Source organism: Actinoallomurus vinaceus (assembly GCF_039542055.1).
Taxonomy (GTDB): Bacteria; Actinomycetota; Actinomycetes; order Streptosporangiales; family Streptosporangiaceae; genus Actinoallomurus; species Actinoallomurus vinaceus.
Genome location: NZ_BAABHK010000017.1, coordinates 259,030 through 275,903 on the forward strand (window position 1 = coordinate 259,030; position 16,874 = coordinate 275,903).

Here is a 16,874-nt window from a genome sequence, read left to right on the forward strand (position 1 = left end):
CGCATGTTTTTCAGCCTCCCCTGACGAGCCTGGGCACCTGGACGGCGCGGTGGCTCGCCAACTGACTCGCCGATCCCCGAATGATCGGGGGTAAGCCTAACCCGACGGCGAGGGGTCACGCAGACGAGCGCGGAAACGTGAGCAAAGCGTGAACCAATCGTCACCTACGGTCCTGATCCGCCTTACTCGGTCAGGGAGGCGCGGACCTGCTCGATGCGCCCCAGGACCTTCGACCGCAGATCCTGCGGCACCGGGTCGCAGCCGCACGACTTGTGCACGAGCTTCTTCACGGCCTCCTCCAGGCCGTACTCCCGGAGGCAGGGCCCGCATTCCTCGAGGTGCTGCCGGATGTCGGAACATCCGGTCTGGTCCAGCTCACCGTCGAGGTAGTCATAGATCCGGCCGAGCACCTCAGAGCAGGGGGTCTCGTGCGGCTTACCGCAGCTCATGACTGGTCCTCCCTACGCTGGCCGCCGTTCGCGCGGGCAAGGCCGCGATCGCGCGCGTAGTCCTCGAGCATCGACCGCAGCTGACGCCGTCCGCGGTGCAGCCGGGACATCACCGTACCGATCGGAGTGCCCATGATGTCGGCGATCTCCTTGTAGGAGAAGCCCTCCACGTCGGCGAAGTAGACCGCCATGCGGAAGTCCTCGGGCAGCGCCTGCAGGGCCGTCTTGACGTCGGAGTCGGGCAGGTGCTCGAGCGCCTCGGCCTCCGCGGACTTCAGCCCGGTCGAGGTGTGGGACTCGGCGCGCGCCAGCTGCCAGTCCTCGATCTCCTCGGCGGCGGACTGCTTCGGCTCCCGCTGCTTCTTGCGGTAGGAGTTGATGAAGGTGTTGGTGAGGATCCGGTAGAGCCAGGCTTTGAGGTTCGTGCCCTCCTGGAACTGATGGAAGGACCCGAACGCCTTGGCGAAGGTCTCCTGGACCAGGTCCTCGGCGTCGGCCGGGTTCCGCGTCATCCGCAGCGCGGCCGAGTAGAGCTGGTCGAGGAACGGCAACACGTCGCGCTCGAAGCGCCTGGTCCGCTCCTCCAGTGTCTCCACTGCCTCGGGAACCTGACCCACCTCCTCTGTCCGGCCGGCGTCGGCATCGAAACCGTACGCACCAGACGATAGCGGGTCCGCCGGCGACACCTGCCGACGGTCCGCGAGCAGAAGGCTCATCATCACCTCGAACTAATCGCTGTCACTGGCCGTTATGACGCAGTGCAACACCTCGCATGGCCGCGTGATTCCCGGGAAAGAGGAATGCTCGGTCACCAGTGACGACGGGTGAAGCGGTGCCGTCGACAGGGAAGGATTGGGATAAATGCATCCCCGAGGAGCCGCCGTGCTGTCGATTCCGGCGAAGCATCCCGCTGTTGGCGAGTCCGAGACACTCGCGAGCTACTGGACCTTCTACTGGGCCGTCGCCGCCGCCCAACTCTCCCGCTGGCTCCCCCACCGGCCGTCCCGCGTCCTCGACCTGTCAGGTCCGCAGGCACGGTGCGCGTCCCAGGTGGCGGCGGCCGGCCACACGGTCGTCGAGGTCCAGGAGACACCCCGGAGCGGGCCGCGCTCGCGGCGGGTACGGCCGGTGGTGGCCGATCCCGCATCCCTCGGCTTCCTCGCCGACGGGTGCTTCGACGCGGTGGTCGCCGAAGGCCGCGTGCTCTCCCGGCATCTCGTCACCGAGAACGTCGTCGCGGAGATCGCGCGGGTACTCCGGCCGGGCGGCCGGGTGCTGATGTGCGTCGACTCGCTCGTTCTCGGCATGGCCATCCTCGCCGAGCAGAACTTCTGGGCGCACCTGTCCGACGTGCCCCGCTCGGAGGTCGTCCTGGTCCCCTGGCCGGACGGGTCGATCACCCGCTGCTTCGGCGCCGAGCAGCTGCGAGAGCTGCTGACCGACAGCGGGCTGGAGCTGGAGTGGATCCGGCCGCGCACGACCCTCTCGCCCTCGACGGTCGAGCACGTCCTGACCACGAGCCCGCAGGCGCTCCCGCGGCTGGTCCGCGCCGAGCTGACCGCGCCGCTCGGCGACGAGCCGGTCGGGATCCACCTCGTCGCCAGCGCGATCAAGAGCGCCTGACACGGGCTCGCCGTCCCCGGGCGCATGACGCGCCCGGGGACGCGGCCCCGGAAGCGTCGGAGGGTGCTCAGCGCGGGCACGGGCCCTTCCAGCGCCGAAGGGCTCTGTCAGTACGGCCAAGGCTCGGCACCGGGGCCCTCTCTCCGCGCCGGCAGGGGCTCTCTCCGTACGGCCAGGAGCTTCCGGGCCGGGCAGGGGCTCCCTGCGTGCAGGCGGGCTTCAGGGCCCCGGCAGAGGCTCAGCCTCAACCGGGCTCTCGCAGCGTCGGCAGGGGCTCAGCGTCGGATCCGGTCGTGCTTCGCCTGGCAGGTGACACAGCGCGCGGCGGCGGGCCGTGCCTCGAGACGGCCCTCAGGCACCGGCAGGCCGCAGTCGACGCACTTGCCGAAGGTGCCGGAACGGGCCCGCTCGAGGGCCGCGAGCACCTCCGCGCGCTCGCGGCGCATCGCGTCCAGCGCGGCGTCGGCCCGGTCGGTGGCGAAGAGGCTCGCACCGGCGTCGGCGGTGTGCTGGTCGGCCTCTGGGTGCTCACTCTGCAGGACCGCGATCGCGCGATCGAGATCGGCGAGCATGTCCTCCAGGCGCCTCTGCGCCGTGTCCACGACCATGCGTACCTCCCGGCGGCGCGGTCAGAACAGCGTGGGGGTTCCGTTGGAGGAGATACCCATTTCCGGCAGGGGTTTTACCAGCTCAGGTCCGTTATTTCGGACCTTGTTCACCGCCGTGGAGACGGGATAGGCCTCCAGGCTCCCCGCAGCCGCCGGCACCAGCAGCGAGCGGATCTCGTCGGGGCCCGTCAGCGCCGGGTCGAGCCACGCGCCGAAGCGCTCCGGCTCCACCAGCATCGGCATCCTCTCGTGGATCCGGCCCACGTCGTCGGTCGCCTCGGTGGTGATGACCGTGCAGGTCAGCACCCACTCGTCCTCCCCCGCGGCCTCCCCTTTGTCCTTGTCATTCCCGACCAACCCACCCCGACCGACCTCGTCATTCCCGACCAACCCACCCCGACCGACCTCCCGGCGGCGGTGCGGCCGCCAGATCTCGTAGAGGCCGGCCATGGCGAGCATGCTCCCGTCGGAGGGCCGGATGAAGAACGGCTGCTTACCGCCGTCCTCCCGGGCGTACCACTCGTAGTAGCCGTCGGCGGGCAGCAGGCAACGCCGCCGGACGAACGCGCTCCGGAAGGCCGGCTTCTCGTGGACGGTCTCGGACCGCGCGTTGATCATCCGGGCACCGATCGACAGGTCCTTGGCCCAGGCGGGCACCAGACCCCAGCGCGCCACGTGGAGCTCGCGGACGTCGCGCGTCAGGATGATCGGCACGGGTTTGGTCGGGGCGACGTTGTAGTCGGGTTCGAGCGCGTCGGTCGTGTCGCGCTCGACGTCGAAGGCGTCGATGATCTCCTGGCTTCCACGCGCCGTGGCGTACCGCCCGCACATGCTCCGCGTGTCCCCTCCCGGTCCGTACGGCGCGTCGCGCGCCGGACGCGCCCAAGCTTGCCAAAGAGGTGGGCTTGTTCGCCCACGCGGTGGGCATGACGGGTGCATGCGACCCATCAGGACTCTCGCCCGTCCCCTCATGGCCGCGCCGTTCGTGGTCACGGGCATCGAGACGCTGCGCGATCCCGGCCACCGGGCCGAGCGGCTCGCCCCCGTGATCAAGCCCCTCGCCGACCGTGTGTCCTGGCTCCCCACCAAGGACCCCGAGACGCTCGTACGGATGCAGGGAGCGCTGAGCGTGGGCTCCGGCGCTCTCCTGGCCATGGGCCGGTTCGAGCGGCTGTCGACGCTCGTGCTCGCCGGTCAGCTCGTCCCCAGCCTGCTGGCCGAGCACCGGTTCTGGGCCGAGGACGACCCGGAGCGGCGCGCCACGGAGCGGTCCCAGTTCTTCAAGACCGCCGGACTGTTCGGAGCGCTGCTCGTCGCCGCGACCGCCCCGAGCCGGTACCGCCCGATCAAGGCCGCCCGCACCAGCGCCCACGAGGCGCGGCTTCAGGCTGCGCTCGCCCGGGCGGAGGCCGGCCGCAAGGCCGAACGCGCACGGCGCAAAGCCGCCAGGCGCGTCGAGGGTGCCCGCCGGAAGGCCACCAAGATCGGGCACTGACGCCTGCCCGAACCGGCTCAGATCTCCAGGACCTCGTCGACGTGGCGGAGGATCGGCGCGGCGCCCGGAAGGACCGTCCGATGCATGATCAGCAGGAGCGTACGGCCCTCGGCGGCGTCGATCAGTTCGGCCAGCGCGGCGTCCGCGGCGTCCTCGTCCGGCCGGATGTCCGGCTCGTCGACGATCAGGACCGGAAGGTCGGCCAGGAGGGCGCGGGCCAGGGCGATGCGCTGCCGCCCGGGCCCGACCGCGACGTCGCGATCGTCCACGTGGGTGTCGGGCAGGAGGTCGACCCCCGCCCGGCCCAGCGCGCGGGCGACGTCCTCGTCACCGGCGTCCGGGCGGGCGACCCGGACGTTCTCGGCGATCGTCGTGTCGAAGAGGTGGGCGTCGTGCGCGCACAGCCCGATGACCGTGCGGACGTCCTCGTCGGCGAGATCGCGCAGCTGCACGTCGTTGAGTGTGGCGACGCCCTGGTAGTCCAGGAACCCGAGGAGCACGGCGGCGAGGGCCGAGGTGCCGACGCGGCTGCGCCCCAGCAGCGCGACCCGGCGTCCCTGCGGGAGCACGAGGTCCGTGTCGCCGAAGCCGATGACCTCACCGCCGGGCCACCGGGTACGCAGGTCCGCGAGGCGCAGCTCGTACGGTCCCGACGGAAGCCGGGCCGGTCGCCGCCCGTCCGCGGGCGTGGCCGGACCGGCCGCCGCGCGCCGGGCCCGGTGCCGTGGCCGTGGCGATGCGTCCACAGTCGTCCCCCTGTCATCTGGTCGCTCGCCCCTCCTCACGACCCCCGCGGACGGCCTCACACCCCAGCCGCCCACTCCGGTCGCCGCGTCGGGCTCGCTCCTGTCATCCGGTCGCTCGCCCCTCCTCACGATCTCCGCGGACGGCGTCGTACCTCGGCCGCTCGCTCCGATCGCTGCGCCGGGCTCGCTTCCGAGTCCGGCGAGGCGTTTGCCTGGTCGTGTGGTCCGGGATCCGCGACGGGCCCGGGTGCCGTCAACGTAGCGAGCGGTCAGGGCCGTGGCCCGGGGATCTACCGGCGCATTCACGATCCACAATCGTCTCCGCACCGGCGTTTTACGCGCGGTTCGCGTACCCCCGGGACCGGTACCCTTCAGTCATGCCTCCTCTGTGGTCCGCACCCGCCGCCGACGGGCCGGTCGACGCCGCCGTCGCGCTGCCGGGGTCGAAGTCGATGACCAACCGCGCGCTGGTCCTCGCCACGCTGGCCGACGAGCCGTCGATGATCCGGCGGCCGCTGCGCAGCCGCGACACGCTGCTCATGGCGGGCGCGCTGCGCGCGCTGGGAGTGGCCGTCGACGACGCGGACGGGGGCGCCTGGCGCGTCACGCCGGGCGAGCTGCGCGGCCCGGCGACGCTCGACGTCGGGCTGGCCGGCACGGTCATGCGGTTCGTGCCCCCGGTCGCCGCCCTGGCGGCCGGCGAGGTGTCCTTCGACGGCGACCCGCACGCCCGCAAGCGGCCGATGGGCCCCATCCTCGCCGCCCTGCGCGCGCTCGGCGCCGAGGTGGAGGGCGACGCGCTCCCGTTCACGGTGCGCGGTACGGGCGCGGTGGCGGGCGGCTCGGTCACGATCGACGCCTCCGGGTCGTCGCAGTTCGTGTCCGGCCTGCTGCTGGCGGGTCCCCGCTATGCCAAGGGCATCGAGGTGCGCCACGAAGGGCCGCCGGTGCCGTCGGCGGCGCACCTGGCGATGACCATGCGGATGCTGGCCGACGCCGGCGCCTCCGCCGAGAGCGGCCCGGACGTCTGGCGCGTGCAGCCGGGCGCGCTGCGCGGCGGTGAGGTCGACATCGAGCCGGACCTGTCGAACGCCGCGCCGTTCCTGGCGGCGGCCCTGGTGACCGGCGGCCGGGTGACGGTGCGCGGCTGGCCGACCGAGACCACCCAGCCCGGTGACGCGCTGCGTCACCTGCTCGCCGACATGGGCGGTTCGGCCTCATGGGACGGGGGCGACCTGACCGTGCGCGGCGGCGGCGCGATCCACGGCATCGACGTCGACCTCGGTGATGTCAGCGAGCTGAGCTGCGTGATCGCCGCTCTGGCCGCCCTGGCCGACGGTCCGTCCCGGCTGCGCGGCATCGCCCACATGCGCGGTCACGAGACCGACCGGCTCGCCGCGCTCACCACGGAGATCAACGGCCTGGGCGGTGACGTGCGGGAGCTGCCCGACGGCCTGGAGATCCGGCCCAGGCCGCTGCGCGGCGGGGTCTTCCACACCTACGACGATCACCGGATGGTGATGGCCGGGGCCGTCCTCGGCCTGGCCGTGCCCGGCGTCGAGGTGGAGAACCTCCCGACCGTCGGCAAGACGCTCCCCGAATTCGGCGAGCTGTGGACGGAGATGCTTCGGTAATCCGATGGCGCGCGACTGGGGCAGACTCGACGAAGACGATGTTCGCGTGCGCCCGGGGCGCGGCTCCCGGCCGCGCACCCGCCGACGACCCGCCCACGATGACGCGATCGTCGGCTTCGTCATCGCGGTGGACCGCGGCCGCTACACCTGTCTGATCGGCGCCGAGGGCGCCGGGCGCGCGGCGAAGCGGAAGGGCGAGCGGCCCCGTAGGGTCACCGCGATGCGAGCCCGCGAGCTCGGCCGTAAGAGCGTCGTCGTCGGTGATCGGGTGCGTCTCGTCGGCGACGTGTCCGGCCACGCCGACACCCTCGCCCGGGTGGTGGGGATCGAGCCGCGCAGCTCCACCCTCCGCCGCACCGCGGACGACGCCGACCCGGTCGAGCGCGTGATCGTCGCCAACGCGGACCAGCTCGTCATCGTCACGGCACTGGCCGACCCGCCGCCGCGCTCAGGGATGATCGACCGGTGCCTGGTCGCCGCGTACGACGCGGGCCTGGATCCGCTGCTGTGCCTGACCAAGGCCGACCTGGCGTCCCCGGAGCACCTGCTGGAGATGTACACGCCGCTGGACGTCCCGTACGTCGTCACCCGCAAGGACGAGCCGGTCGACGACCTCGGCGAGCGGCTGTCCGGACGGATCAGCGTGCTCGTCGGCCACTCCGGAGTCGGCAAGTCCACCCTGGTGAACGCCCTGGTCCCCGACGCCGAGCGCGCCGTGAGCGAGGTCAACCCGGTGACCGGGCGCGGCCGGCACACCTCGTCCTCGGCGATCGCGCTGGAACTGCCCTCCGGCGACGGCTGGATCATCGACACCCCGGGCGTCCGCAGCTTCGGGCTGGCCCACGTCTCCCCCGAGGACATCCTGGGCGCCTTCCCCGACCTCCTCGAGGGCGCCGCCGAGTGCCCGCCGCACTGCACCCACCTGCAGCGCGACTGCGCGCTCGACGCGTGGGCCGCCGCCGGTCACGCGAGCGTCTCCCGCCTCGAGTCGCTGCGGCGCCTGCTCGCGAGCCGCGAGGGCGACGACTCCGACTGACGCGCCGGTCCGCCTCGTGCGGCCGCAGGCGACACGACTCGGCACCGCGGCACGACCAGCACACAGGGTCCTTCCGTGCGGGCGCGTCAGAGCGGGTCGAGCCGACGGCGCAGCAGGCAGAACTCGTTGCCCTCCGGATCGGCCAGCACCACCCAGGACTCCTCGCCGGTCTGCCCCACGTCGGCGCGTACGGCCCCGGCCGCCAGGAGGCGCTCCAGCTCCGCCTCCTGGTCACGGTCGGTGGCGTTCACGTCGATGTGCAGCCGCAGCTTGCCGTTCTTCGGCTCGTCGGAGCGAAGGAAGACGATCACCGGCTGCGGCCCGCCGAAGCCCTCCGGCGGCCCGATCCCCACGACCTCGTCGCCCTCCCCGCCGATCACCTGGAAGCCCAGGATCTCGGCCCAGAAGGCGGCCAGACGCTCCGGGTCGCGACAGTCGAGCACGAGTTCGCTGATGCGAGACGCCATGAACGATGTTCTACACGTTCGCGGCGCGGTCAGGCCTGGCGGGTCGGGAGGATGACGATCTGCCGCAGGTTGACGTTGCGCGGCCTGCCGGCGACGTACGCGATGAGGTCGGCGATGTCGTCGGCGGCCAGCGGGCCGAGCGCGTCGTGCATCTGGTCGAGCTGTCCCCGCAGGTCGGCGTTGTCGATCTGCTCGCCGAGTTCGCTCTCGGTCAGCCCCGGCTCGACGTTGGTGACCCGGACGTCTTTGGGCCCGAACTCGGTGCGCAGCGAGGCGGACAGCTGGGTCAGCGCCGCCTTGGTCGCGCCGTAGACCGCGTAGTTCGGGAACAGGACGTGCGCACCGATCGAGGAGACGTTCACCAGGTCCGCCGTGCCGCCCGCGGCGGCCGCCTCGGTCAGGTCCGTGGTGAACGCCCGGATGACGCGCAGGACGCCGGTCACGTTCGTGTCGATCATCCGGGTCCACTCGTCGACGCGCCCGTCCTCGATCGGGTTGGGCAGCATCACGCCGGCGGCGTTGACGACGAGGTCGACCCGGCCGAGGGCCTCGTGGATCCGCTCCGCCGCCGCGGCGACCGACGCGTCGCTCGTCACGTCGGCGGAGACGGCGATGGCCCGCCCGCCGTTCGCCTCGATCTTGCCCGCCAGGTCGGCCAGGCGCTCCTCGCGGCGCGCCAGGAGCGCGACCCGTACGCCCTCGTCGGCGAGGCGGCGGGCGATGGCGGGGCCGATGCCGCTGGCGGCTCCCGTGACGACGGCGGTACGGCCCTGAAGCTCGGTCATCGTGGTCCTTCTTCCGGTGGTGTCCTTGGTGACATCGCCAATCCTGGGACCGCCGAAAGGGGGTACCCAGGGCCGAGTCGTACCGGGGGTACGGCGTGCCTGGGTCCAGCAGGGCCACCTTTAACGCCACGATCTCTCCGATACTGGGCGGCATGGACAAGCGAGCCGAGCTGGCGGAATTCCTGCGCACGAGACGCGCGCGGCTGCAGCCGGAGGACGTGGGCCTGCGCTCGTACGGCGGCCGCCGTCGCGTCCCCGGGCTGCGCAGGGAGGAGCTGGCCCAGCTCGCCGGGGTGAGCGTGGACTACTACGTACGCCTGGAGCAGGGCCGGACCAACAACGTCTCCGAGGAGATCCTGGGGGCCGTGGCCCAGGCCCTCCGGCTGGACGACGACGAGCGCGCGTACCTGCGCAACCTGGCCAAGCCGACGCGGTCCCGCCGCCGGCCCCCGCGGACCGAGCGCGTACGGCCCGGCGTCCGGCGGCTGCTCGACATGGCCGAGGGCGTCCCCGCGTACCTCATCGGACGGCGCGCCGACGTTCTGGCATGGAACCGCATGGCCGCCGCCGTGTTCACCGACTTCGGCGCCCTTGAACCGGCACGGCGCAACTGGGGCCGCATGATCTTCTTCAACGAGGACGTGCAGGCGGTGTTCGACGACTGGACGATCAAGGCCCGGGAGACCGTCGCATTCCTGCGGCTGAGGGCCGGGGAGTACCCCGACGACCCGGAGCTGGCCGCCCTCGTCGGCGAACTGTCGGTCAAGAACGAGGACTTCCGCCGGTGGTGGGCCGACCACAACGTCAAGGACAAGAGCAACGGCCGCAAGCTCCTGCACCATCCGCTGGTCGGCGATCTGGTCATGAACTACGAGTCACTGCGGCTCCCCGACGACCCCGACCAGATCCTCGTGACCTACACCGTCGAGGCGGGCTCCCCTTCGGAGGCGAACCTGCGCCTGCTCGCCTCCTGGAACAGCGAGGCCCCGGTCCGCTGACGGGCGCCCTGCGGAGCCGTGGGTCAGATGGTCTGGCGCAGCCCCAGCTCGTCGATGCGGGTCAGCATGTCGGCCGGGTCGGCGTACACGCGGAAGGCGCCGGTCCGTTCGAGTTCGTCGCGGCCGTACCCGCCCGACAGCAGGCCGATGCCCAGCGCGCCCGCGCGGCGTGCCGCCAGGAGGTCCCACACGCTGTCGCCCACCACCATGGCGTGGTTGGGTTCGACCCCGAGCAGCGCCGCGGCGGCGAGGAACAGGTCCGGATCGGGCTTGGCGAACCGCACCATGTCACGAGTGATCATCGGGGTGTCCTCGGGCAGCCCCAGCATTCCCAGGGCCGTGTGCGCCGTCTCCATCCGGCCACTCGTCGCGATGGCCCACGGCACGCCGCGGTCGGTCAGGAAGCGCAGGAGCTCCGGCGCCCCGGGCAGCGCGCGTACGGAGCCGACCTGCTCGAGGTAGGCCCGGGCGTGCAGCTTCTGCAGCTCCTCGACCTCGGCCGGGGTCAGCGACACCCCGGTCTCTCGCAGCAGCGCGGACACGAACAGGCCGCCGCTCATGCCGATCCGGCGATGGATCCGCCACACCGACAGGTCGATGCCCACGACGGTCAGCGCGTTGCGCCAGGCGATCACATGTTGGTACACGCTGTCGATCAACGTTCCGTCCAGATCGAACAGCAGAGCCGGCGTCGGCGGCTCTGCCAGAGGCCCGGACACGGAAGATATTGGTGTGTTCACGCCCTCTAGTGTGTCTGCGGTGGGTCCTGTCGCGATACCGTTGCCCTTCGTGGCGGACTATTCGGATGACCTGCGGCTGGCTCACGTGATGGCGGACGCGGCCGACGACGTCTCCACGCGCCGGTTCCGGGCCCTCGACCTGAGTGTCGAGACCAAGCCTGACCTCACCCCCGTCAGCGACGCCGACCGGGCGGTCGAGGAGTCGCTGCGCAACACGCTGAAGCGTGCCCGGCCGCGTGACGCCATCCACGGCGAGGAGTACGGCCGCACCGGCTACGGCCCCCGGTGCTGGGTCATCGACCCGATCGACGCGACCAAGAACTACGTGCGCGGCGTTCCCGTGTGGGCGACCCTCATCGCCCTCATGGAAGGCGACGAGGTCGTCGTCGGCCTGGTGTCCGCGCCGGCGCTCAACCGCCGCTGGTGGGCGGCGCGCGGCGGCGGCGCCTGGACCGGCCGCAGCCTCGCCAAGGCCACTCGCTGCCGCGTCTCGGGCGTGACCGAGATGGAGGACGCCTCGTTCTCCTACTCGAGCCTGGGAGGCTGGGAGGCGCAGGGCCGGCTGGACAAGTTCCTCGACCTCAACCGTACGGTGTGGCGCAGCCGGGCGTACGGCGACTTCTGGTCCCACGTCATGGTCGCCGAGGGCACCGCTGACATCTCCGCCGAGCCCGAGGTCTCCCTGTGGGACGTCGCCGCCCTCCAGATCATCGTGGAGGAGGCGGGCGGCATCTTCACCGACCTGACCGGGGTGCCCAGCCCCGACGGCGGCAGCGTCGTCTGCAGCAACGGCCTGCTGCACGCGCGGGCCCTGGAGCAGCTGGGCGGCGGGCCGCTGACGCTCCGCGTCTGACGCGGTCCTGCCGCCGCGAGCGTGGCACGGCTCGGCCCTCCCGGGCCGGGCCGGTCATCGTGGCCCGCCGTCACCGCTCGACGGCGAGGCGCACTCCCAGCCCGATGAAGACACCGCCGACCGCGACGTCGAGGCGCCGACGGGCCGTTCGCCGCCGACGCATCCACCGCCCGATCCGCCCTGCGAGCAGTCCCACCGTGCCGTCGACGACGAACTCGAAGGCGATCGCCCCGAGGATCGCGAACTGGGCCCAGACGGGCCCGATCTTCGGGTCGACGAACTGGGGAAGGAAGGCGATCTTGACTTCCTCCCCCTTCTGATGAAGGGGGAGTCCCATCGGCCTTGCGGCCGATCCGGCCTAGGCCGGGCGTCTCGCAGCGCGGGGTTTCTGTTTCAGCGCCGGCTGCGGAAGGGAGGGCCCTTGCCGTCTTACATCAGCTCCACAGGCATCACCAGGGTTGTCCCTGGCTACGGCTTGACCAGCCGCAAGGATGTTCTTGGCCGCGTTGATGTCCCGGTCGTGCCGGGTGCGGCAGGTAGGGCACGTCCAGTGCCGGGTGGAAAGGCTCAGCTTGGTGAGCAGGTGCCCGCAGGCCGAGCAGGTCTTGGAGGAGGGGTACCAGCGGTCGATGACCACGAGGGTGCGTCCGGCGCGTTCGGCCTTGTACTCCAGCTGCCGCCGGAACTCCCCCCACCCGGCATCGCTGATCGCCCGCGCCAGCGCGTGGTTCTTGACCATGTTGGTGACGGCGAGGTCTTCGATGACGATGGTGTCGGCCCGACGCACCAGGTTCGTGCTGAGGCGGTGCAGGAAGTCGGCGCGGGCGTTGCGGACCTTGCGGTGGGCGCGGGCGACCTTGGCCTTGGCCTTGCGCCGGTTCATGCTCCCGCGCTCGCGGCGGGCCATGCGTCGCTGGTAGCGGGCGAGGTTGCGGGCCTTGCGCTCCAGATGGCGGGGGTTGGCGATGCGTTCCCCGTCGGAGGTGACCGCGAAGTCCTTGATCCCCAGATCGACGCCGATGGCGTGCCCGGTATCGTCCATAGGCTCGGGCGCGTCGGTGTCGATGGCGAACGTGACGTACCAGCAGCCGTCCGGATCCCGGGAGATGACGACCATGGTCGGGTTCAGCGCGGACAGGTCGATGTCATTGAAGGACCACACGAACCGCAGCGGCGCCCGGGTCTTGGCCATGGACAACTCGCCGTTCTTCATGCGGAACGCCGAGCGTGTGTAGTGCGCGGTCTGGCGGGCGTTGCGGTTCTTGAAGCGGGGGTATTTGGCGCGTCCGGCGAAGAAGTTCGCGAACGCCGCGTGCTGATGCCGCAGCGTCTGCTGCAACGGAACCGACGACACCTCGGACAAGAACGCCAGGTCCTCGGTCTTCTTCCACGCGGTCAGAGCAGCGTCGGTCTGCCTGTAGGAGGTCCTCTCGCCCCGCTGGTGGTAGGCCGCGTGACGTTCGGTGAGGGTTTTGTTCCACACCAGGCGCACACACCCGAACGTGCGGCTGAACACCGCCGCTTGTTCGGGGTCCGGGTAGGCCCGGCACTTGTACGCCATCCGCATGCCCGTGAACTTACAGATGACATGCGCGCACGTAAAGCGCTTCGTCGAATTGCGGTGAATTCCGTTTTTGGACCGTCTCAGCCATGCCGGGACGGTTCTGGCAGAGTCCGAATTCCTCCCCGGCCTGAAGGCCGGGGCATCCTCCGGAGGACTAGGTGAACGTGACCATCTTCGGGTTGAGGAGGTTGGTCGCGAGACCGTTGAGGTACGCCCAGCGGCCGGACATCCCGCCGGCCACGCTCCGGACGTCGCTCGCATCGTCCCCGCGACGACAGATCGTCCGCACACCGAGGTAGATCAGGTAGGCGGCGCCGACGATCCGTACGACCGTGAAGGCGAGCGGCACCGCCGTGAAAAGCGCGGCGAGGCCCGCGGCCGCGACGGCGACGTGAACGGCCTCGCTCGTCGCCACCCCCGCCGTCGCCAGGAGACCGACGCTCGGACCGCCGCGCATCCCGCATCCGAGGACGAACAGCATGTCGGGCCCGGGCACCACCATCGCGACGATCGTGGTGAGGGCGAACAGGGTGAGCAGATGTTCGTTGATGGGCACGCATCGATCATCACACGGGCCGGCCCGCGCGACAGGCGTCGGCAGGGTCACTGCTCGGCCGCCCACCGCCGCGGGCTCTGATCGCGCCGACGGTCGTACGCGGCGCGGCGACGGCTCTCGCGGCACGGAAAGAAGATATATCTCGGTTTGCGGAACACCGGTCGCGCCGGTGCGCGTTCTTCTAGCGAGGTCCTCGGGATGGAGGCTGTCATGGGACGGACCGGATACGTCGTGGGCGGAGTGGCCGTGGCTTTGATCGCCTGGTGGCTGCTGCCCGGATGGGTGACCCTTCTGATCGTGCTCGGCCTCATCGCCGCGCCGATCGTCGGCTACCTCATGCTCGACCCTTCACAGCGGCGTCGCGTTCGCGGGCAGGCCCGCAAGCGCATCGGGAGCTGAGGGCCGGCCTCTCCCTGGCGCTGAGCGCCTCCGTAGCGGGCGCGCGGCGACGGCTGGTCCCGATGGCCCAGAACGGCCCCGAGCGCCCTACTGGACGTACGGCAGGCCGCCCTTGGACCACCGCAGGTCCGCCTCGTACATGCCGCGCTGGAGGTTCTTGGGCTGGGGTGAGGGATCCGGCTTCGGCGGGGGGCCGACCAGGATCGCGCCGTGGAAGAAGATGCGCCAGGTTCCGGCGTCCCACACCACATCGGCGCCGCCCGGACCGTTCACCTTCCGCCCGAAGCCGGCTGTGGTCATCAACGGTTTGGCCGCCTTCTTGTACGGCCCGCCGAGCGAGGACGCGACGGCGTACCGCGTCTGGTAGTTGTCCTTGCTGAACACGCCGGCGGAGTAGAACAGCACATATTCGCCCTGCCGATGGACGAGTTCGGGAGCCTCGACCGTGTACGGCTCGTTGGTCTGCTTGAGAATCACCTTGGGCTTGCCCACCGGCTGCAGGCCGTCGGCGCTCATCCGCTGGAGAGCCAAGAACGAGGGCTTGTGGTACTGGTTGTAGCCGACCTTGTACAGCAGATAGCGCCGAGAGCTCTCTTCGTAACTCCCGGCATCGATGATCTCCGGGCTCAGCTTGCCCTGCTTGGCGCCGGCCGGGGCGTTGCACACCAACGGCTTGGAACCGGACGGGGCGAACGGCCCCACCGGCGAGGACGCGACCGCCACGCCGACACACTGCCGCTTGAGAGCCGCGTTCCGGGCGGCGTAATACAGCAGGAATTTGCCGTCCTTGCGGCGCGTGACGGCCGGGGCCCAGGTCCGGCCGGTCGTCGCCCACTTGCCCAGGCGCGGAAGCCCATCCGCGGCGAGGATGCTCCACGGGCCACGGGCCGACGGCGCTGAAGCAACCGGCATGTTCTTGCCGTGCGAATTCGTGGCGTAGGCGTAGAAGGTCGTGCCCACCTTAATGACGCCCGGGTCAGGGAAATTGGAGGGAATGACGAGCTTCGGCCCGGCGGCCGCCTGTGCCGAAACGGCCGTCGGTACGGCCGGCGAGACGGCGTCCCGGTCCGTGGCCGCCCAGACGGTCGCGGCGCCTACCGCGACCACCGACGCGCCCGCCAGGGATGCGACGACAGGTCTCACCATTCCCTCCCGAGGGGTCCATGAGGTTCCGGCGAAACTAGCAAACCTGACAATAGGCGTCAAACGCCGATCGGCAATTAATCTGCTTACATCTGCAATACAGAAAGAACGGGATAGTGGCCCGTTTCCGGACACGCCCGCCGCCATATTGAAGCACGCGTGATCGGCGACGCCAGGGTTTAGAGCATGCTCGAAGTCAAGCCGCAGCCGGTGCCCCAGCCTGCTCGCTCCGACCCCAGGCGGGCCTGAGCATCGCCGAGGCCGCGAGCGCGTGCACAACCCTGCGGTATTACGAGCGCAGGCCTAGTCGTCACCACTATCGACCGCAGGGTGGCCGCGCCATCGTCGGATCGGCCTGGCCCACCACGCCTTCGGGATCGCCGAGCTCGCCGTACGCCGCCCGGCTACGGCACCCGTCACAGCGCCGCTGCGTGGCCGCACGGGTCAAGTGCCGGATGGCACCGGGTCTGTCTGGGTCGCGTCGGCCGGCTCAGCGCGCGAAGCGCTCGTCGAGGCCCTCGCGCATGTCCTCCGGAAGGTCGTGCTTGCCCGCCTTGATGCGGTCGAGGAAGTCCTTCCACGCGCTCACGCTGAAGAACAGCTTCGGACCGTCCGGGTCCTTGCTGTCGCGAACCGCGATGACGCGCTCGCCCTGGGCCTCGTTGGACACCACGCACCTCAGTTCCCCGATGGGTCTTGCGACCTGTCATGCGCCGACTGCCGTACGGCACGACATCAACGTAGCAGGCACTGACCGTGTTCAACTGAGTGTTGCAAGTTCCGGACGAGCCTGAATCGCCAAATACGTCAGCGGCCGGCCTCCGGCTTTCGCTCGGCAGAGCAGGCGATGACGCTGGAGAAATCCAGTTTCATCAGACTCCGCCGGCGCCGATAATGATCGAATGCCTGATGCTGCCGCCGACCACAAACCGCGGCTCGCGGTCCTTACCGGGGCCGGTATCTCAGCCCCGTCGGGACTGCCCGTCTACCGGGGCGGCGACGGCATGTGGGACCGCAACCCGGACATCGAGGCGTTGACCACCGCCTCCCGCTGGCACGGCAAGGCCCAACAGGCATGGGGTCACTGGAACGAACTACGGCGCGCCGCATCCGTCGCCCGCCCCAACCCGGCGCATGAGGCGTTGGCTGCCGCCGAAGCCCACTTCGACGTGCACATCGCCACCCAGAACATCGACGGGCTCCACGGCCGGGCGGGCTCCGGGAACGTCGCCGAACTCCACGGCAATGTCTTCCACACTCGCTGTTCGGGGAAGGCATGCCACGCACGCCACGGCGCCTGGTTCGACGATGACCTCCACGAATCCGTGCCCACCTGCCCGCACTGCGGGCGCATCGCCCGCCTCGACGTCGTCCTGTTCGGAGAGCAGCTCCCCGCCAGGAAGATGCGGGCCTCGATCGACGCTGCCCGCCACGCCGACGTTTGGATCGCCATCGGCACGTCCGGGACGGTCTACCCCGCCGCCGGGCTCATCGACTTCTGCCGTCCCGACACGGTCCGGGTGCTCGTCAACGCCCAACCATGGACGGACAACGCTTCGGCATTCGAACAGGAAGTGCTCGGCGACGCCGCTGCCGTTCTCGGTGACACGCTCCGGGAACTGCACGCGGCAGTCCTTCGGTAACTGCCGTAAACGCAGGAAAGCCCGCCGGCGTGTAGCCTGGCGGGCTTTCCTGATATATGTGAATGTCCGGCGGTGTCCTACTCTCCCACACCGTCTCCAGTGCAGTACCATCGGCGCTGAAGGGCTTAACTTCCG

The 16,874-nt window shown here is 70.7% G+C and carries 21 protein-coding genes and 1 rRNA gene; 8 read left to right on the forward strand and 14 right to left on the reverse strand.

Going from position 1 to position 16,874, the window contains the following annotated elements:
- Positions 1 to 182: 182 nt before the first annotated feature.
- Positions 183 to 449 (reverse strand): mycothiol system anti-sigma-R factor, encoded by a 267-nt coding sequence (gene rsrA, locus ABEA24_RS43015; protein WP_345439583.1) that lies wholly within the window; start codon positions 447 to 449, stop codon positions 183 to 185.
- Positions 446 to 1,168, reverse strand: coding sequence for a sigma-70 family RNA polymerase sigma factor (locus tag ABEA24_RS43020; RefSeq protein WP_425551306.1), 723 nt, complete (start codon positions 1,166 to 1,168; stop codon positions 446 to 448). The genes rsrA and ABEA24_RS43020 overlap by 4 nt, the downstream gene beginning before the upstream one ends.
- Before the next feature lie 142 nt (positions 1,169 to 1,310).
- Between ABEA24_RS43020 and ABEA24_RS43025 the strand changes: the two genes are divergently transcribed.
- Positions 1,311 to 2,072: a class I SAM-dependent methyltransferase gene (locus ABEA24_RS43025; protein ID WP_345439587.1), complete on the forward strand. Its 762-nt coding sequence runs from the start codon at positions 1,311 to 1,313 to the stop codon at positions 2,070 to 2,072.
- Between the two features lie 275 nt (positions 2,073 to 2,347).
- Here ABEA24_RS43025 and ABEA24_RS43030 read toward each other — a convergent pair whose 3' ends face one another.
- Together ABEA24_RS43030 and ABEA24_RS43035 are read right to left on the reverse strand one after the other, a co-directional pair.
- Positions 2,348 to 2,680: a TraR/DksA family transcriptional regulator gene (locus ABEA24_RS43030; protein ID WP_345439589.1), complete on the reverse strand. Its 333-nt coding sequence runs from the start codon at positions 2,678 to 2,680 to the stop codon at positions 2,348 to 2,350.
- A 21-nt stretch (positions 2,681 to 2,701) separates the two neighbouring features.
- Entirely contained in the window at positions 2,702 to 3,511 is an 810-nt protein-coding gene (locus ABEA24_RS43035; protein WP_345439591.1) for an SOS response-associated peptidase, read from the reverse strand.
- A 106-nt stretch (positions 3,512 to 3,617) separates the two neighbouring features.
- Between ABEA24_RS43035 and ABEA24_RS43040 the strand changes: the two genes are divergently transcribed.
- Positions 3,618 to 4,175: a DoxX family protein gene (locus tag ABEA24_RS43040; protein WP_345439593.1), complete on the forward strand. Its 558-nt coding sequence runs from the start codon at positions 3,618 to 3,620 to the stop codon at positions 4,173 to 4,175.
- A gap of 17 nt (positions 4,176 to 4,192) precedes the next feature.
- Here ABEA24_RS43040 and ABEA24_RS43045 read toward each other — a convergent pair whose 3' ends face one another.
- Complete coding sequence (locus tag ABEA24_RS43045) at positions 4,193 to 4,921, reverse strand: ATP-binding cassette domain-containing protein (protein WP_345439595.1); 729 nt, start codon at positions 4,919 to 4,921, stop codon at positions 4,193 to 4,195.
- A 377-nt stretch (positions 4,922 to 5,298) separates the two neighbouring features.
- On the opposite strand from ABEA24_RS43045, the gene aroA reads away from it, so the two are divergent.
- Together aroA and rsgA are read left to right on the forward strand one after the other, a co-directional pair.
- On the forward strand, positions 5,299 to 6,555 hold the full coding sequence (aroA, locus tag ABEA24_RS43050) for a 3-phosphoshikimate 1-carboxyvinyltransferase (protein WP_345439597.1): 1,257 nt from the start codon (positions 5,299 to 5,301) through the stop codon (positions 6,553 to 6,555).
- Positions 6,556 to 6,559: 4 nt separating this feature from the next.
- A complete protein-coding gene (gene rsgA, locus ABEA24_RS43055) occupies positions 6,560 to 7,591 on the forward strand; it encodes a ribosome small subunit-dependent GTPase A (RefSeq protein ID WP_345439599.1) in 1,032 nt (343 codons plus the stop codon).
- A gap of 86 nt (positions 7,592 to 7,677) precedes the next feature.
- On the opposite strand, the gene ABEA24_RS43060 is transcribed toward rsgA, so the two are convergent.
- Complete coding sequence (locus tag ABEA24_RS43060) at positions 7,678 to 8,058, reverse strand: VOC family protein (RefSeq protein ID WP_345439601.1); 381 nt, start codon at positions 8,056 to 8,058, stop codon at positions 7,678 to 7,680.
- A 29-nt stretch (positions 8,059 to 8,087) separates the two neighbouring features.
- Positions 8,088 to 8,843 carry an SDR family oxidoreductase gene (locus tag ABEA24_RS43065; protein WP_345439603.1) on the reverse strand — a complete coding sequence of 252 codons (756 nt, stop codon included), beginning with the start codon at positions 8,841 to 8,843 and terminating at the stop codon, positions 8,088 to 8,090.
- A 152-nt stretch (positions 8,844 to 8,995) separates the two neighbouring features.
- Here ABEA24_RS43065 and ABEA24_RS43070 point away from each other — a divergent pair, with 152 nt between their 5' ends.
- Positions 8,996 to 9,841, forward strand: a complete 846-nt coding sequence (locus ABEA24_RS43070; protein WP_345439605.1) for a helix-turn-helix transcriptional regulator — start codon at positions 8,996 to 8,998, stop codon at positions 9,839 to 9,841.
- Between the two features lie 23 nt (positions 9,842 to 9,864).
- Here the strand turns inward: ABEA24_RS43070 and ABEA24_RS43075 are convergent, their stop codons facing one another.
- A complete protein-coding gene (locus tag ABEA24_RS43075; protein ID WP_345439607.1) occupies positions 9,865 to 10,560 on the reverse strand; it encodes an HAD family hydrolase in 696 nt (231 codons plus the stop codon).
- A gap of 70 nt (positions 10,561 to 10,630) precedes the next feature.
- On the opposite strand from ABEA24_RS43075, the gene hisN reads away from it, so the two are divergent.
- Positions 10,631 to 11,434, forward strand: coding sequence for a histidinol-phosphatase (gene hisN, locus ABEA24_RS43080; RefSeq protein ID WP_345439609.1), 804 nt, complete (start codon positions 10,631 to 10,633; stop codon positions 11,432 to 11,434).
- Positions 11,435 to 11,504: 70 nt separating this feature from the next.
- On the opposite strand, the gene ABEA24_RS43085 is transcribed toward hisN, so the two are convergent.
- The 3 genes from ABEA24_RS43085 to ABEA24_RS43095 form a co-directional block, all read right to left on the reverse strand.
- Complete coding sequence (locus ABEA24_RS43085; protein ID WP_345439611.1) at positions 11,505 to 11,771, reverse strand: LysE family transporter; 267 nt, start codon at positions 11,769 to 11,771, stop codon at positions 11,505 to 11,507.
- A gap of 21 nt (positions 11,772 to 11,792) precedes the next feature.
- Positions 11,793 to 13,001: an RNA-guided endonuclease InsQ/TnpB family protein gene (locus ABEA24_RS43090; protein ID WP_345439613.1), complete on the reverse strand. Its 1,209-nt coding sequence runs from the start codon at positions 12,999 to 13,001 to the stop codon at positions 11,793 to 11,795.
- A gap of 151 nt (positions 13,002 to 13,152) precedes the next feature.
- On the reverse strand, positions 13,153 to 13,554 hold the full coding sequence (locus ABEA24_RS43095) for a LysE family translocator (protein WP_345439615.1): 402 nt from the start codon (positions 13,552 to 13,554) through the stop codon (positions 13,153 to 13,155).
- Positions 13,555 to 13,764: 210 nt separating this feature from the next.
- Here ABEA24_RS43095 and ABEA24_RS43100 point away from each other — a divergent pair, with 210 nt between their 5' ends.
- The gene (locus tag ABEA24_RS43100; protein ID WP_345439617.1) at positions 13,765 to 13,953 is read left to right on the forward strand and encodes a hypothetical protein; all 189 of its coding nucleotides are present in this window, start codon (positions 13,765 to 13,767) and stop codon (positions 13,951 to 13,953) included.
- Positions 13,954 to 14,040: 87 nt separating this feature from the next.
- Here ABEA24_RS43100 and ABEA24_RS43105 read toward each other — a convergent pair whose 3' ends face one another.
- Together ABEA24_RS43105 and ABEA24_RS43110 are read right to left on the reverse strand one after the other, a co-directional pair.
- Entirely contained in the window at positions 14,041 to 15,096 is a 1,056-nt protein-coding gene (locus tag ABEA24_RS43105; RefSeq protein ID WP_345439619.1) for a glycoside hydrolase family 43 protein, read from the reverse strand.
- A 490-nt stretch (positions 15,097 to 15,586) separates the two neighbouring features.
- Positions 15,587 to 15,766 carry a DUF397 domain-containing protein gene (locus ABEA24_RS43110; protein ID WP_345439621.1) on the reverse strand — a complete coding sequence of 60 codons (180 nt, stop codon included), beginning with the start codon at positions 15,764 to 15,766 and terminating at the stop codon, positions 15,587 to 15,589.
- 232 nt (positions 15,767 to 15,998) lie between these two features.
- On the opposite strand from ABEA24_RS43110, the gene ABEA24_RS43115 reads away from it, so the two are divergent.
- Positions 15,999 to 16,739 (forward strand): SIR2 family NAD-dependent protein deacylase, encoded by a 741-nt coding sequence (locus ABEA24_RS43115; protein ID WP_345439623.1) that lies wholly within the window; start codon positions 15,999 to 16,001, stop codon positions 16,737 to 16,739.
- A gap of 64 nt (positions 16,740 to 16,803) precedes the next feature.
- Here the strand turns inward: ABEA24_RS43115 and rrf are convergent.
- Positions 16,804 to 16,874 (reverse strand): 5S ribosomal RNA (gene rrf, locus ABEA24_RS53845); the annotation flags it as partial.